The organism is Bacillus sp. AFS017336 (genome assembly GCF_002555445.1).
Taxonomy (GTDB): Bacteria; Bacillota; Bacilli; order Bacillales; family Bacillaceae_G; genus Gottfriedia.
The window spans coordinates 59,497-75,463 of sequence record NZ_NUCO01000015.1; the positions used below are offsets into that span (position 1 = coordinate 59,497).

A 15,967-nucleotide genomic window follows, 5' to 3' on the forward strand; every position below is an offset into this window, starting at 1 on the left:
ATGTGTAGGGAGTTTTTTTGATTTTATATTTCAATTATAATCGGCAAGATCATTGGTTTTCTCTTTGTTTTAGTAAATAAAAATTGCCCAAGGGATTTTTTAATATTTTGCTTCATAACGCCCCATTGGAGTTTGTTTTCATCAAGTAATTCTTTTACAGAAGATATGGCGATTTTATTTACTTCCTTTAGTAAGCTTTCAGAATCGCGAGCATAAACAAATCCTCTTGAAATTGTATCAGGGCCAGAGATTATTTTTCGTTCAGCCTTATTAATCGTAATGACGATTACAAGCATGCCATCTTCAGCAAGTTGTTTTCGATCTCTTAATACGATGTTACCAACATCACCAATTCCCATTCCGTCTACGTAAATATTTCCTGCTGGTATTCTTCGGCTTTGAATTGCCTCTGATTGTAAAATATCGACAACATCGCCGTTTTTAATGATGAAGATATTTTTGCGTGCTACTCCGACCGATTCGGCAAGTGCGCGATGATGATGAAGCATTCTATATTCGCCATGAATTGGAATAAAGTATTTTGGTTTCATTAATGTTAGCATGAGTTTAAGCTCTTCTTGATAAGCATGTCCGGATACATGCATTCCTGTAGAACTTCCTGAGCCATATATGACATTTGCTCCGAGATTGTAAAAATTATCGATAATTCGCGAAACGCTTCGTTCATTACCAGGTATTGGTGATGCAGCAAATATCACCGTATCACCAGGATAAACATCAACACCTCTAAAGCTAGAGCTAGCTAATCGAGCAAGAGCGGCAAGAGGCTCTCCTTGGCTACCTGTACATAAAATTGTAATGGCTTCAGGTGCAAAATTATTAATTTCATGAGTATCAATCAACAGACCCTCTGGAACGGTTAAGTAGCCTTGCTCCATAGCAACTTGAACTACGTTAACCATACTTCTTCCAAGTAAAGCTAACTTACGATTTGTGATTATCGATGCATCAACAATTTGTTGAACTCTATGTACATTCGAGGCGAAAGTTGAAATAATAACTCGCTGTTTTGCTTTCATAAAAGCATCAATTATATGTTCGCCAACAATCCGTTCAGATGGTGTGGAGCCTGGCCGTTCAGCATTTGTACTCTCTGATAATAGTAATAAAACACCTTTACTACCGATTTCAGCCATTTTATGAATATCTGGATATTGATTATTTACAGGAGTTAAATCAAACTTAAAATCCCCGGTGTGTACAACTGTACCTTCAGGCGTTTCAAATGCAATCCCTAAGCAATCGGGTATACTATGATTCGTTTTAAAAAATGAAGTTGAAAAGTGTTCAAATTTAATAATTGAATCGGAGTCTATTAAAATTAGTTCTGTTTCAGCAAGTAGTCCATGTTCCTTCAATTTTAGTTCAATTAATCCTAGTGTTAATCTAGAAGCATAAACTGGAATATTTAGTTGCTTTAAAAGGTATGGGATTCCGCCGATATGATCCTCGTGACCATGCGTAACAAATAAGCCTTTAATTTTCTCTTGGTTTTCTTTTAGGTAAGTTATATCTGGAATGATCAAGTCAACACCCAATAAACTCTCGTCCGGAAATTTCGAACCACAGTCTATTAGAATGATTTCTTTTAAATATTGAATGGCATACATATTCTTTCCAATTTCATTGATACCGCCCAGGGCAAAGACTGATAGCATACTTTTTGTTGGACTCAAAATCTTATTCCTCCTAGTACTTTGAGAAGTAGTAACATTTTCCCTCTAGAAATTGCCATATTTTTCTTAGTATGTACGGAAGAATTAAAATCATTCAAGTGATGGTATGTGCACAAAAAAATGAGTCGTTGCAAACCGACTCACTTTTCGTATTACTCTTCAAAATAATTTTTAAATGGTTTTTTAGGTGTATGCGTTTCGTTTCGATAATAAGGATTATCTTCAGTAGAATCTTTTGGATCTAAATTCGTTTTTATGACTAATGTCGGTCCAGTTGTACCATGCTCAGCAATAATTCGATCATTTAATTCGTTGAAATCGGGAAGTTTTTTATTCCCTGGTTGTATTGGTTCGGACATTTTTAAACACCTCCTGACAATAGGATGGTTTCTTCATTAGAAATTATGTATTTAGTATTTTAGTCAATAAACTTATATCGTGTACTGACTTGAGCCAATGTACATAATGATAAATACTAATTATAGAAATAGTTTAACTTGAAAGGTGGAAGATATATGACAGTTATAGAGAAATTAGCAAGTTCTTTAGACCGAAGAGATGAAGAACCAAACATAGAATTAGCGATTCAAGTTGCGGATCATAACGATGAAGATGCTGTAAAAGAGTTAATTGAAAACCTTTCAAACAAAAATAAAAACATCCAAAATGATTGTATAAAAGTTTTATATGAAATCGGTGATCGTCAACCTTCTTTATTAAGTGATTATACAAATGAATTTTTTTCACTATTAAATAGTAAAAACAATAGACTTCAATGGGGAGCAATGACCGCGATAAATAGTATGACAAATGATGTCCCTGAAATAATATTTTCTAATATAGAACAAATCATTCAAGCGGGTGACAACGGGTCAGTCATTACGAAAGATCAAGTTGTAAATATTCTTATTAAACTATGTTCAATTAAGACGTATGAAGAAGTGACATTTAAGCTATTAATTGATCAATTAGTTAAAAGTCCAACAAACCAGCTTCCGATGTATGCAGAGAGATCAATGGACATTATTAATGAAGAAAATAAACATTTATTTATTGAGGCCCTTAATTCTAGGTTGGACGATATTGAAAAAGAGACGAAACGAAAACGAGTTGAAAAGGTTATTAAAAAACTGCTTAAAAAATAGTGTGATCTGAGCATCGGCGAAAGACTTAAAAAGTTGTAGGGCGTATGTAAGAAGTAAACTCTAAAACTAACTTTAATATTTGATTTATAGAAAAAACAAACGGATTAATGTAGTGCGATCCGTTTGTTTTTTTGTTCTTTTTTGAAGAATTGAAGACTTATAAAATTTTCCTATTCTATCAACCCTGCAGTATTTATAGGTTTTCCTGTTCTTTTTTGTTGAAAATGTTCGAATTATAAAAAAATTTGAATTTGATGTAATTTATTAAAAATAAAATTCTGTCAAATCTCATTATAATAAAGCTATAAATAGAGGGGGGAAAGAAAAAGATGAAAAAGAAAATGAAAAAAAATGTTACAACGCTTGCAATCACAACAGGTCTTGTAGCTAGCGTATTTACTCCAATGCATATTACACAAAATGTTCATGCACAATCAGTTTCAAAAGTAGAACAAGTTTTATCAGCACTTACACCTGCACAACGTGAGGCTATTAAACAATTAAAAGTTAGTGACAAAACAGGACTTCAAGTTTCTCCTGAAGTAGATTTAACAAGCGATGCTACAACTTCTGTTATCGTAGAATTTAAAGACAAGCCAGCTAATACAGCAGTTATGGTAGCAGAATCAGATGGAACTACTCTTTCTAAAGCAGACGCACAAGAAAAAGTAGACGTTTCACATGAATCGTTTGATCAAGATTTAAAAACGATGTTTAGTAAAGAGTTAAAAGAGAAGAAAAATCCTTATAAAATTAAGCGCTCTTATAAAAAAGCATTTAATGGTGTTGCAATGACACTTCCTGCTAACAAAGTAAAAGCATTGCTTAAATCTAGTGCAGTTCAAACAGTATGGAGTGATTTACAAGTTCAGCTTGATGACCCAACAACAAAAGAACTTGGGACATCTGAACAACAAGCTTCTACACATACGATGGTAACATTCCCTGGAGTTGAAAAACTTCATGAAGAAGGTTATACAGGTAAAGGCGTTAAAGTTGGTATTATTGATACAGGTATCGACTATAATCATCCAGATTTAAAAGGTGCTTACAAGGGTGGGTATGATTTCGTTGATAATGACAATGATCCGATGGAGACAACATATGCGGATTGGCAGAAGTCTGGACAAGCTGAATCAAATGGTGAGGCTTATTATACTGAACATGGAACGCATGTAGCTGGAATTATTGCTGGGCAAGGTAAAAACACTGATGCAGATAATTCGGTAACAGGGGTTGCACCAGATGCTGATATTTATGCTTATCGAGTTCTTGGCCCATATGGGTCTGGTGCAACTTCAGCAATATTAGCAGGTATTGACAAAGCAGTTTCAGATGGAATGGACATCATTAGTATGTCACTAGGAGCGAACTATAACGATCCATTATACCCTACTGCAATTGCAGTAAATAATGCTGTATTAACAGGGGTTACAGCAGTTGTTGCGGCAGGAAACTCTGGAAATAAGATGTATACATTAGGAACTCCAGGGAATTCACCATTAGCAATCACAGTTGGAGCGAGTGATACAGCTAATACAATTCCAAATTATTCAGCAACTGCAAAACCATCAACTGGTGATGTACTACCAGCTGATTTAAAACTAGCTGCTCAAGGGCTTTCTGATAATGTAGCGGATTTTCAAGGGAAAACGTACAAAATGATTAATGTGGCTCAAGGAACGGAAAATGCTTACTATAAAAGAGATGCAAACGGTAACTATACAATTCCAATCGATGTAACAGGAAAAATTGTCCTTGCACAACGTGGTAGCTTAGGTATAGAAGAAATTGTTAAAAGAGCTAAATCACATGGAGCAAAAGCTGTTGTTTTAATGAATACATCAGGAGATACATTACCAGATGTTTATTTAGGGAATGTTTATGGATATATTCCAACATTTTTATTAAATAGTGCGCAAGGTTTTAATATTCAAATTAAAATCCCATCAAGTGAAGCAATGAAAGGAAATACCGTCGATTTTACATTCGGAAATATGAGCCAAACTTTAACGACTGGTAATAAATTAGCAGATTTTAGCTCAAGAGGTCCATCACGTGTATTATATGATATTAAACCAGAGGTCACTGCACCAGGTGTATCTGTATACTCAACTGTACCATCCTTTATGCATAAAGACGATAATGGAAATCCATTAACTGATTATAAATATGCATATGAACGCTTATCTGGTACATCGATGGCTACACCAAATGTTTCAGGGGTTGCAGCATTATTGAAGCAAGCTCACCCAGACATGACACCAGCTGACATTAAAGCAACACTTATGAATACAGCTGATCCATTGAACGATAAATATAGTGTTTATGAAGTTGGAGCAGGTCTTGTTAATCCATACAAAGCTGTTCATTCACAAACAGAAATTCAAGTCAAAGACAAAACTAAGACATTAAGTAGCGATGCTAATAATTCAGATAGTACGATTACTCTTGCAAGCAAGGGAATCAAAACAATTAAGAATATTACTGGAGCATTAAGCTTTGGCGAACAGGCTGCTAATGGTAAAGCTATTACAGATCAACGCTCGATGACTTTATTTAATAAAAGCTCTGAAGATAAAACATACGATGTAAAAGTTCAATTCCAAACATTAGACGCACGCTTCACAAATGACTCTAGAGCAGACCAAGATGCTGCAGCTAATGGCGTTACATTAGATGTGAAATCATCTATAAAAGTGAAACGATATAGCAGTGCGAATATGGATGCTACGATCAATGTTCCTAAAACTGCAAAACTTGGAACGTATGAAGGGTATGTTATCTATACAAATCAAAAGAACCCTGACGAAACGTATAAAATTCCGTTTGCAATTCATACAGTTGATGAAGGAATTGATTATGTACAAGGAGACCCAGCAGCTTTCACCCTACCGTATGAAGCAGGTAGCAATGCAACAAAGTGGTCAGTTGGTGTGGACTTTAAAGTGAAATCTCATATGCGTACGTTTGACTTCTTCCTTGTAGATCCGAAAACAAACGAAGAAATCGGTTATCTTGGTACAGCAGATGGAATGGGTGCAGAAGAAGGGATTCAATATTATTTCCGTGGCGTATTGAACAATGGACAATATTATCCATTAACAGGAAATCCTGATAGCCCAATTACGTTTGATTATAAGGAAATTGACCCAGGATTATGGAAAATTAGAATGGTTGGTACAAATGATAAAGGTGCAACCTTCACTAGTGATGCTCCAATTTTTTACGGAGAGAAAGAACCAAAAGTTACGATGAACTACAATGCAGGTCAAATCGTTGAAACTGCTAATGCAACAGATAAAACTGTTACTGTAACAGGAAATGCATTTGATAAAAACATAGCTGAAATGCAAGCAGCTGGTATTACTGCTTCACAAGGCGACAATCACATGTATTATTATAATCCAAATAATTCTGCTGAAATTAATATTCCAGTAGATCAAAATGGAAATTTCAATTCGACAATTCCATTAGCTACAGCTGGTCCAAACACATTACCAATTACAGAGTATGATTTCTATGACAGAGATAAATCAACTGTAGAAAACTATGGAAGCTTTAGAGACGTATACTTTATTAAAAAAGGAACGTCTTATACAACGGCAATTTCTGAAAAACAAAGAATCAACATGGGAGAATCTACAACAGTAACGTTCTCAACGAAAAATATCGCAACACCAGTAAAAAAAGCTGAATACTCATTCTTATATCCAAATACGTACCTAGACGTTATGAATGTAAAGCCACATGGATCGTATGATGGAAAATTAGATGTTAAATACACAACTACACCTTTTAACCGTACGTACAATGTTATGACGATCACGGCAACAGCTCTTGGAGACCTTGCGACGACAGGTATTACTGGAGATACTTCTTTAGTAGACTTAACTTTCAAAGCAAAAGACCAATTCTACAAAGGTGGAATGCAGTTCGAAGATCCAACTGGTACATCTAGATTCTTTAAAGCTGTTTATACGAATGTGGATAATACTAGTGTAACAACACAAGGCGTTCAACCTTATTTCTATATCACTCCGACTTATTCTCTAATGAGAGGTGCGGTTCAAGCAGAAGGATTAGCTTCAGGGTTTGATAATTTAGGGAATCCAGTAATGAATACTAAGATTGACTATAATAAAGCTGGTTCAAAAATTAGTGTAAAAGATTCAAATGGAAAAGAATACGGAGTAGCAGATCCTTTAGGTTATAGTGTATCTGCTCCACAAGGTTTCACATCTAGATTACCTATTACAGATAAACCATTCACATTATCAATTGACGTACCAGGACATTTCACATTCACGAAAGACTTTACAGTTGGTTTAAAAGAAGACGGTAAAGTTACTGCAGGATCTAAACCAGTTGATTATAGCTATATCCCTGGTGGCGATGTGAATAAAGATAATGTAATCGACGTGAAAGATGCTCTATACATCCAGACATATTGGGGCACAAATAAACGTGATGCAGATATTAACTATGATGGTGTAGTTGATGAGAAAGATATGCAATATGTAATTTATAACTACCAAATGCAAAATCCATGGAATGACAATTCACCTAAGGCAGCTAAGAAATATAAAGGTAAAACTTTAGATGATGTTTTAACGGATCTTGGATTAGAGTAATTGGATAATAGATTTATATTAAAATCGGTGACGGCAATATGTCGTTACCGATTTTTTTTAATAGTCAAAAAAGCTATCATTCTATTAAATAGGAATGATAGCTTTTTTAGATTTTATTGAAGTACAGTAACTTTTATAGGTGTAGATGAAACTTTAAATCCGTCCTTCGAAACAACATCAGCTGAGATGTAGTACGTGCCATTTGGAAGATCAGATTTCGGTACCCATTTTGTATGAATCTCTTTTTCGTTTTTAAATGAAATAGTATCAACAATATTACCAGTTGCATCTTTTACATTGAATGTCCAGTCGCTTCTGTTTTGAGCAAAGTAATTAATTCCTGCAAGTCTATCTTTATTTATATTAGTAGAAGGATAAACACTACCGTTTGAAAGAACCATCCATTCGCTCATATATTTTGGACTTGGATCTCCCCATACTGTGTATGAATGATTAAATGCATTGTCAGCACCAACTACAACAATACTTTTCGGTTCTGAGTTTACTAATAATGTTTGTGCTGAGCCCGGTGTATAGTTAGTACCGTTAACCCAGACAGATGAAGCAACATAGCCACTTCCATTTACATTATCAGTGCCCTTCCAAGAAATCTCGTATTTCCCATTCGTTGGCGTTACTTTAATATCTGTAACACTAGGTAAAACAGAATCTACTTTTACTGGCATTTTTACTTCCTGTGGCTTTGCACCTGGATAATCTAGAGTTGTTCTGATGACATATTGGTAAGTTCCATCAGGTACAAGATTTCCAGATTGATCTGTCATATTCCAATAATAGCTATCTGAGTAGCCATAATCTCCGTAAGACATAATATTTTTTCTAAATTTCCATGGTGTTCCTGTATACTCACTAAAGTCTCCTAAGTAATTCACCATTTTGCCTTTTGAGTTTTCAATAAACATCTCAGTTTTCTGTAAATTACGTAATGCTGTGAATCCTGCATATATACCATGTAAATAGTAGTTCGGTGAAATTGCAATTTTGTTTAAATTAAATGTTCCAGTCTTTGCATCAAAACCTTTTGGTGCACTGCCAGAATATTCATCCCAAAGTGCCGTATAGCCTAAAAATGCATCTTTATCCCAAGCTGGAGCATCAATGTTTCTTGGTTCATCCCAGCTTCCATTGAAGCCCATGTATGGAATTGATAATGGTACAGCTTTCATTGAGTCCTTTGGTACAAGACGTACAAATCCTTCAACAAATGCATTTTTTCTTAATGTTCTTGGCAAACGAATTTCTACATTTAAGTTCTTCTCTTGTCCCGGTTTAATTTTAAATGTAGTACCATCTGTGCTAGATATCTTTTCATCATTTACATAGATTGAAGCACCTTCAATTTGTTTGCTACTTAAAGTTAAATAATCTTTTGAATCTAATGTGCCATCACCATCTAAGTCAAATTGCTTCGTTTCAGTTGCATCTGTTAATAAGTCTACATTAACTGTATACTCATATTCTTGTTTTGGATTCTTTGCTTCAAGTGATTGTACGTTTAATTTAAAAGTCGCACGATCATTTTTAATTTCTTTTAATGCTACTGCGCTAGCTTGCTCAAGTGGAGTATCTTTTCTTGTTACAATAACAGGCGTATTAATCGCATTTTGAATTTGCATTAATCCAGAACCTTGAACACGAGGTGAATAAGGAACTTCACTATTTGTTCTTGGATCCATAACGACTTTAGATGTATTCATTAACGCAATTTTAGCTTTTAATGCTGTATCTTCTGAATGTTGTAGTCCTTTTTCATAAAGAGACTGTAACACCAATGCTGAACCACCTACAACATGAGGAGTTGCCATCGATGTACCGCTCATTACTTCATAATCATTTCCAGGTACTGTCGAATAAATATTTCCACCAGGAGCAGAAATTTCAGGTTTAAAATCTAATGTCGATGGCGTGCCATATGATGAAAAACTAGACATTTTGTTTTTATTAACATTATCAATCCACGTGCCGCCAGCTAATTTCATTTTTACGATTTGTCCACTTGTTAGTTTGTTAATTAGCTCCTGTCCGACAGCTTTACCTGTTGTTGCGGCTGGTATTGAATATTGACTAAAGCCTAAGTATGGATAGTCATTTAATACATCAGGTGGAACTACGATAACTGCTTTTGCTTTATATTTTGCCGCATTAAACTGAGCAAAAGAATAAGAAGTATATTGATTATTCATTTTTACAACAACGATTTTTCCTTCTACGTTCTTATTAGTAAAATCAGTTGGTTTTGAACCTTCACCTGCATATACCATTTCATACTCTTGATCTAATGTTAAGTTTTTAGAAAGCTTAAAATTCACACTTGGAGCAAACATTGTTTGGTCTTGGAAAGGTAGTTTAAAACCGTTTGCATCTGCCAGTGTATTTAAATGCATTTGCGTATTTTCATAGGATGCGACCGATAAAGCAAAAGGACTAACACCTGGTGCACCTACTGTCCCAATATCAGGATCTTCTGCATATGGTTGTTGTGCAGAAGGGTACGGTAATGGAAACTCAGAACTATATGCCGAATTACCTGCTGCCACGACAACTAGTGTACCTTGTTCTGTTGCAACACGAATTGCTTTTTGAATAGGATCATCATCTTCACTTACTGTTCCTGCGTCTACACCTAAACTCATATTGATTACATCTGCACCCATCGTAACAGCATGTTCAATACCAGCGATAATATCGTCCTCATAGGCACCTGTATCATTATCCGAGAATACCTTTTCAGCTAATAACTGTGTACCAGGAGCTATACCTTGAACTCCATCTTTTGATTCGTCACCATTTGCACCAATGATACCTGAAACATGTGTACCGTGCGGACTACCATCACCTCTAGGAATAACATCAGTATCATGGTCAGCCCAGTCATATCCAGTAGGAACTTTATCCGTATACCAAACATCACCTACAGCTGTAGCATCTAATTTACTTTGAATGCCACTTTTCGTTAATTTTTCTTTTTGTTTACCTTTTTCTGTAATTGTCATGTCTTTATGTGTGTAGTCGATACCAGAATCAACTACCGCCACAAGTAATCCTTCACCTTGATAACCGTTTTGATTCCACACTTTTTGAGCTTGTACTAATTCTTTACTAGCTGCCATCGTTTCGTGGTATGTTCTTGCAATATGTACGCCAATTACACCTGGAGCTTTCTTAATCTCATTCAAGTTTTGATACTCTGTCTCAACGCTGAATCCGTTGAATCCTTCATAAAAGCGCTGTTTTAACTTTGGAGAAATTGATTTAGCTTTATTATTCTTTTGGATTACATCCAATACTTTGTCTTGCTTTTCTTTAAATAATGCTCTCTTTTGAGTTTGAGAAACAGTAGAAGAAGATGGCTCTGCAACTTCTACGATAAAACGTACTTTGTCAGTTGGCTTGTAATCCTTTGCTGCATTTTTAGCATTATTATATAGATTTTCTTTCCCTTTTTGGGCCGTAGTAAGTAATTGTGGCTTTTGAACGGCTAGATGTTTAGATAGGGGTGTCGATTCTTTGCCGTAAGCGAGAGAAGTATAAGATGAAAAAATTAATGAAGATATAGCAGCCGTAGTCATTACTTTAAACGCACTCATTTTACTGATTTTCATTAAAACTCTCCTATTCATTATTAAAATTATGTAAGAACTATGATTCTTTAACGCCTTAATAAGAGATTGCTAGTTACGAAAAACTAACTCTTATTAAAGTAACTAAATCATTACAATATTTACTATATAACCCGTATATTTTTTAGTAAATTGGGGAAATTAGGAATATTTTAACTATTTTAACTTGAAATTAATAGACAAAATAAGACAATGTTCTATTTCAATATGTCAATTTAAGTGAACTTTTTAATGAATTTTGTTAGATATTGATGAATAATGATTATTTTATAGGTTCATAGTTTGGGGAAATTTAGATAAAACTAATTATTTTTAAAGGAATTAAAAGGAAATTTTAGAGTTTTTTAAGAAAAAGCATTAACGAATAATATAGGTTTATTTAAAAGAACTTTAGGCACATTATTAGGCTATCATTCATACAACTACTATAAAGGCTTCTTATAGCAGATTGGTGGTTAAAATGGGAGGCGAATCAAAAGCAATAGTTGGATCTGTGATAGTATCCATTGGAACAATAACAGCTGCAATTGGTTCTACGCCTACCAATTATTTAAATACTAGTGTGCGTGATGACTTAACTCTAATTGGAAATGTATTACAGGCTACTGGAAATGGAATCGATGCAGATGCAGATGGCACCATACTTAGAGCAGTTGGAAAAGAAATTACAGCAAGTGGAAATGTTGTTGTTTTTTCAGGACTTATTTTGGACCTTCGAAAAGAATCTTCTTATAAATTATTCGTTGTAGGTAATTTGTTACAGGCTTTAGGGTTAGGAGTTAATGTTGGAGAAGCGGTTGAACTCACACCATTTCCTGGTCAGTCAGAAAACATTGTAGGAGGCATAACACAAATTGTAGGCAATACAATGCAGGCAATAGGGTGGTCAGAGGCATTAGGAAGTATAAGAGAGAATGAAAATAAACAAAAAAAATTTGGTTATTTTTATGATGATCATCTTGAGAGTAGTGATGACCAATCTGATTCCGAATTATTGGTTGCAACAGGTAGCTGGATCCAAGCGATTGGTTCTGTTATTTCAGTGATTGGAGCAATAAAAGAAGGAACAGAAGCTAATTAAACTAATAAGTAAGCAACTAAGTCCTGCGTGAAAAAATTGCCAAAAGCGGAGATAATAGTCTCACGCTTTTTTACATTATTAAAAATGACCTTAATTATGTTAAAATGCTTTAAAGTAAAAAATAAAGATAAATATAGAAGAGTTTTGATTACTATTACATAAATTAAATAAAAAAACTTTTTGACCCCGTAACTTTTTAAACTTCTTTTACGTTTATAAGGTAGAGAGTGTTAATAAAGGAGTGAACACATATGACTAGTAAGCTTAGACTGCATAGTATTGAACAGGGAAATCAGGAACAGAGGTCAGATGAATTTTATTGGAAGGAGTATTATCCGAAGCTGCAACGCTATTGTCATTTTTTATCTCAAAATGAATGGGATGGCGACGATATTGCTCAGGAAGCCTTTTTTAAAGCAGTAAAATACTATAGTGTTGAAAAATTAAGCTCAGCTTTATTAAATAAAATAGCTTACAATCTTTGGATTGATACTTTACGAAAAAGAAATGAAGAAACAGTTTGTCCTGACTTTGACCTTTCCCATATTGCAGATCATCATTCAGTTGATCATAAAATCAACTGTGTGGAGCACTTACTAAAGTATTTTACTCCAAAACAAGCAGTTATCTTTTTTCTTAAAGAAGCTTTTCAATACAAATTCAAAGAAATTGCAGAAATAATTGGCACAACAGAAATAGCGATCAAATCTAGTCATCATCGAGCAAAAAAGCGTCTAGATAAGACGAATAGCGAAGAAGAATTCTATTCAGTTGAACAATATTGGAATGAAGAAGAAAGAAAAGAGCTTGAGGACCTTTTTAATATAGCGTTAGAAGTTCAAGATCCTTCTAACCTTATTCAAGCTATTCCTTCCATTGATAGTATAACTGAAGGACCTAAAATGCTATTCTGTAATTTCGGCGTATCTAAAACTAAATCTCCTTCAAGCACTCTCTGCATGGCGGCATAGCCAATTAACGCTTTTAAGGAGGATTTTTAAATGACGACAATTCCTTATGTAATTGAACAATCTAATCGTGGTGAACGTTCATACGATATTTATTCCCGTTTGTTAAAGGATCGAATTATTATTATAGGTGACGAGATCAATGACCATGTTGCAAACAGTGTAGTTGCACAATTATTATTTTTGGCAGCAGATGCACCAGATAAAGAAATTTCACTTTATATAAATAGCCCTGGTGGGTCGACTTCAGCGGGCTTTGCTATATACGATACAATGCAATTTATTAAGCCCGATGTTAGAACAATTTGTACAGGAATGGCAGCGTCCTTTGGCGCAATGCTTTTACTAGCTGGAACAAAGGGTAAGCGTTCTGCACTTCCAAATAGCGAAATCATGATCCACCAGCCATTAGGAGGGGCAAAAGGCCAGGCAACAGAAATTGAAATCTCTGCTCGCAGAATATTAAAATTACGCGAACATATTAATCAAATAATTGCCGACCGAACAGGGCAATCTGTTGAAAAAGTTTCAAAAGACACAGATCGAGACTATTTTATGAGTGCAGAAGAAGCGAAAGAATATGGAATCATTGATGAGATTCTCTACCCTAAAAATTAAAATTTTACTAAAGGAAAAGGTTAGCCGTGCTAGCCTTTTTTTATTGTGGAAACGAAAATTCTAGGCTAGGTCTAGGGTTACAAAAAGCTTACAGCGTGGTATTAAAAAATTTCCTAAACTATTTTTTGTTCGCCAGCCAAAATAGCAGCATGTAGAGGAATTTTTATGTCAAAAGACAGTAATAGGCTAGAACATACAACAGACCGTAATCAACGACTGACATAATTCCCATGTTTTTCATTGAATTGCTATCATAATTCAGCGTGGAAAGGCCTTTATGAACAAAAGTCTGTGGTTTATGAACGAAATCCACCAGTTTATGCACAAAACTCGCTGGTTTATGAACAAAAGTCACCTATTTATGCACAAATAGGAGATGTAGTGGCGAAACAGTTTAACATGATGGAATACATAGATCCATTTTAAATAAATACGAATAAATTATGAGACTTATAGAATATATGTTTACAGTGATATACCTAAAGACTTTTAAACTATTCAAAAGGAGATTGAAAAAATGACTTTTGAACAAAAAAGTATTGCAGGTTTCATGCATCGTAAAATCACAGAAGACAATACCTACTTCTTTTTAAATGATTTTACTTCCATATTAGTTAGCGGAGAGGATACAAACAGGGCATTTTGCGTCCTTCATTGTAATGGGAAAAAAGATGGCGGACCACCTCTTCACATTCATGAATTAGAAGATGAAACGTTTTATGTATTAGAAGGAGAGATTGCTTTTTTCATAGGTGATCAGAAAATTTCTGCAAAAGCTGGAGACTATGTATTTGCCCCGCGAAGGATTCCTCATACATTTAAGGTGCTCTCAGAAGAAACGAAATTCATTGTAACTGCATATCCATCTGGATTTGATGAATTTGTAAAAGAATTATCTGTACCGTTTCAAAAAGGATTCATAAAGCCTGAAGGTCCACCTTCAAATGAAAAAATTCAGAAGTTGATTGAGGTGTCAAAAAAGTATAAAATTTCTTATCCGGGTTTATAAATTGAATCGTATATTAGTAGGGAAAGAAGTAAAGAAGAGGAGCAAAGGATGGAATCTACAAATAAACTAAATCCAATTGAAGCAGCACATCAATTTATTAATAAACATTTTCCAAACTGTAAAGGTGCATTATTAGCTGGGAGTGTAGTTAGAGGTGGGGCAACGGAAACATCAGATCTTGATATTGTTATTTTCGATCAAAATCTACAGTCATCATATAGAGAGTCACTAATTGAATTTGGTTGGGATATTGAAGTTTTTGTTCATAATTTATCGTCCTATAAAGCTTATTTTGAAAGTGACTATGAAAGAGCGAGACCTTCATTGCCAAGAATGGTATCAGAGGGAATTGTATTAAAAGACGAAGGTATAATGAAAGATATTAAGAAAGAAGCAAATGATCTTTTAAAGAAGGGACCAGAAAAATGGTCAGAAGAAACGATAAAACTAAAGCGGTATTTTATTACAGATGCATTAAATGACTTTATAGGTTCTTCTAATAGAGGTGAAGAATTATTTATTGCAAATACACTAGCTGAATTAGTAAGTGAATTCGTATTAAGAACAAATCGAAAATGGATTGGATCTTCAAAGTGGATTGTACGGGCATTAAAGCAATATGACGAAGATTTTGCGAGTAGGTTTATAGAAGCTTTTGATTTATTTTACACGACTGGGAACAAAAATCGTATTATTGATATAGTTAATGGCGTATTGGGTCCTTTTGGTGGCCAGTTATTTGAAGGTTTTTCATTAGGTAAATTGTAAAAAATATATATTTAAGGTAATTTTGATTAAGACGTATGAACTGAGTTAGATCAGTGCATACGTCTTTTTTATTTGAAAATAACCTTTTATAAATTTATAAAAATATGAACCATTTTCGTATATACATTTGATCAATTGAATAGATTTTTCGATAGTATTTGTCGTTTTTTATGGGTGTTTTATCCTGTTTTTTCGTCAAACTTGGATAAAATTAAATTAATTTATCGGTGATTTCGTTAAATTTTTCCCAATTTTCAGTTTAATTATTTCTATCAAAAATAAAAAAATCGACAAAAAAACTAATAATCTTCCAATAAAAAGCATATTTATCAAGTTTATTTGACAAATCTAAGTACTATTTGATGAAAAATGCTGTAGAACAATTGATGGGAATTCCCCCAATATA

General features: G+C 34.2%; 10 protein-coding genes. 7 read left to right on the top strand and 3 right to left on the bottom strand.

All coding sequences use genetic code 11. From position 1 onward, the window contains the following. Window positions 1-23: 23 nt before the first annotated feature. Together CN601_RS07405 and CN601_RS07410 are read right to left on the bottom strand one after the other, a co-directional pair. Window positions 24-1,679 (bottom strand): ribonuclease J, encoded by a 1,656-nt coding sequence (locus CN601_RS07405; protein ID WP_218923236.1) that lies wholly within the window; start codon window positions 1,677-1,679, stop codon window positions 24-26. Between the two features lie 170 nt (window positions 1,680-1,849). After that, the gene (locus CN601_RS07410; protein ID WP_098119511.1) at window positions 1,850-2,056 is read right to left on the bottom strand and encodes a hypothetical protein; all 207 of its coding nucleotides are present in this window, start codon (window positions 2,054-2,056) and stop codon (window positions 1,850-1,852) included. A 156-nt stretch (window positions 2,057-2,212) separates the two neighbouring features. On the opposite strand from CN601_RS07410, the gene CN601_RS07415 reads away from it, so the two are divergent. Together CN601_RS07415 and CN601_RS07420 are read left to right on the top strand one after the other, a co-directional pair. After that, the gene (locus CN601_RS07415) at window positions 2,213-2,842 is read left to right on the top strand and encodes a HEAT repeat domain-containing protein (protein WP_098170648.1); all 630 of its coding nucleotides are present in this window, start codon (window positions 2,213-2,215) and stop codon (window positions 2,840-2,842) included. 329 nt (window positions 2,843-3,171) lie between these two features. Next, a complete protein-coding gene (locus CN601_RS07420; RefSeq protein WP_098170649.1) occupies window positions 3,172-7,476 on the top strand; it encodes a S8 family serine peptidase in 4,305 nt (1,434 codons plus the stop codon). 113 nt (window positions 7,477-7,589) lie between these two features. Here the strand turns inward: CN601_RS07420 and CN601_RS27865 are convergent, their stop codons facing one another. Further along, window positions 7,590-11,099 (bottom strand): S8 family serine peptidase, encoded by a 3,510-nt coding sequence (locus CN601_RS27865; RefSeq protein WP_098170650.1) that lies wholly within the window; start codon window positions 11,097-11,099, stop codon window positions 7,590-7,592. Between the two features lie 478 nt (window positions 11,100-11,577). Here CN601_RS27865 and CN601_RS07430 point away from each other — a divergent pair, with 478 nt between their 5' ends. The 5 genes from CN601_RS07430 to CN601_RS07450 all read left to right on the top strand — a co-directional run bounded on the left by CN601_RS07430 (window position 11,578) and on the right by CN601_RS07450 (window position 15,561). Then, window positions 11,578-12,198: a DUF6944 family repetitive protein gene (locus CN601_RS07430; protein WP_098170651.1), complete on the top strand. Its 621-nt coding sequence runs from the start codon at window positions 11,578-11,580 to the stop codon at window positions 12,196-12,198. A 251-nt stretch (window positions 12,199-12,449) separates the two neighbouring features. After that, window positions 12,450-13,169, top strand: coding sequence for a sigma factor-like helix-turn-helix DNA-binding protein (locus CN601_RS07435; RefSeq protein WP_098170652.1), 720 nt, complete (start codon window positions 12,450-12,452; stop codon window positions 13,167-13,169). Between the two features lie 30 nt (window positions 13,170-13,199). Further along, window positions 13,200-13,784: an ATP-dependent Clp endopeptidase proteolytic subunit ClpP gene (clpP, locus tag CN601_RS07440; protein WP_098119505.1), complete on the top strand. Its 585-nt coding sequence runs from the start codon at window positions 13,200-13,202 to the stop codon at window positions 13,782-13,784. A gap of 517 nt (window positions 13,785-14,301) precedes the next feature. Further along, a complete protein-coding gene (locus CN601_RS07445) occupies window positions 14,302-14,793 on the top strand; it encodes a quercetin 2,3-dioxygenase (RefSeq protein WP_098170653.1) in 492 nt (163 codons plus the stop codon). A gap of 48 nt (window positions 14,794-14,841) precedes the next feature. Next, a complete protein-coding gene (locus tag CN601_RS07450; RefSeq protein WP_098170654.1) occupies window positions 14,842-15,561 on the top strand; it encodes a nucleotidyltransferase domain-containing protein in 720 nt (239 codons plus the stop codon). Window positions 15,562-15,967 lie beyond the last annotated feature (406 nt).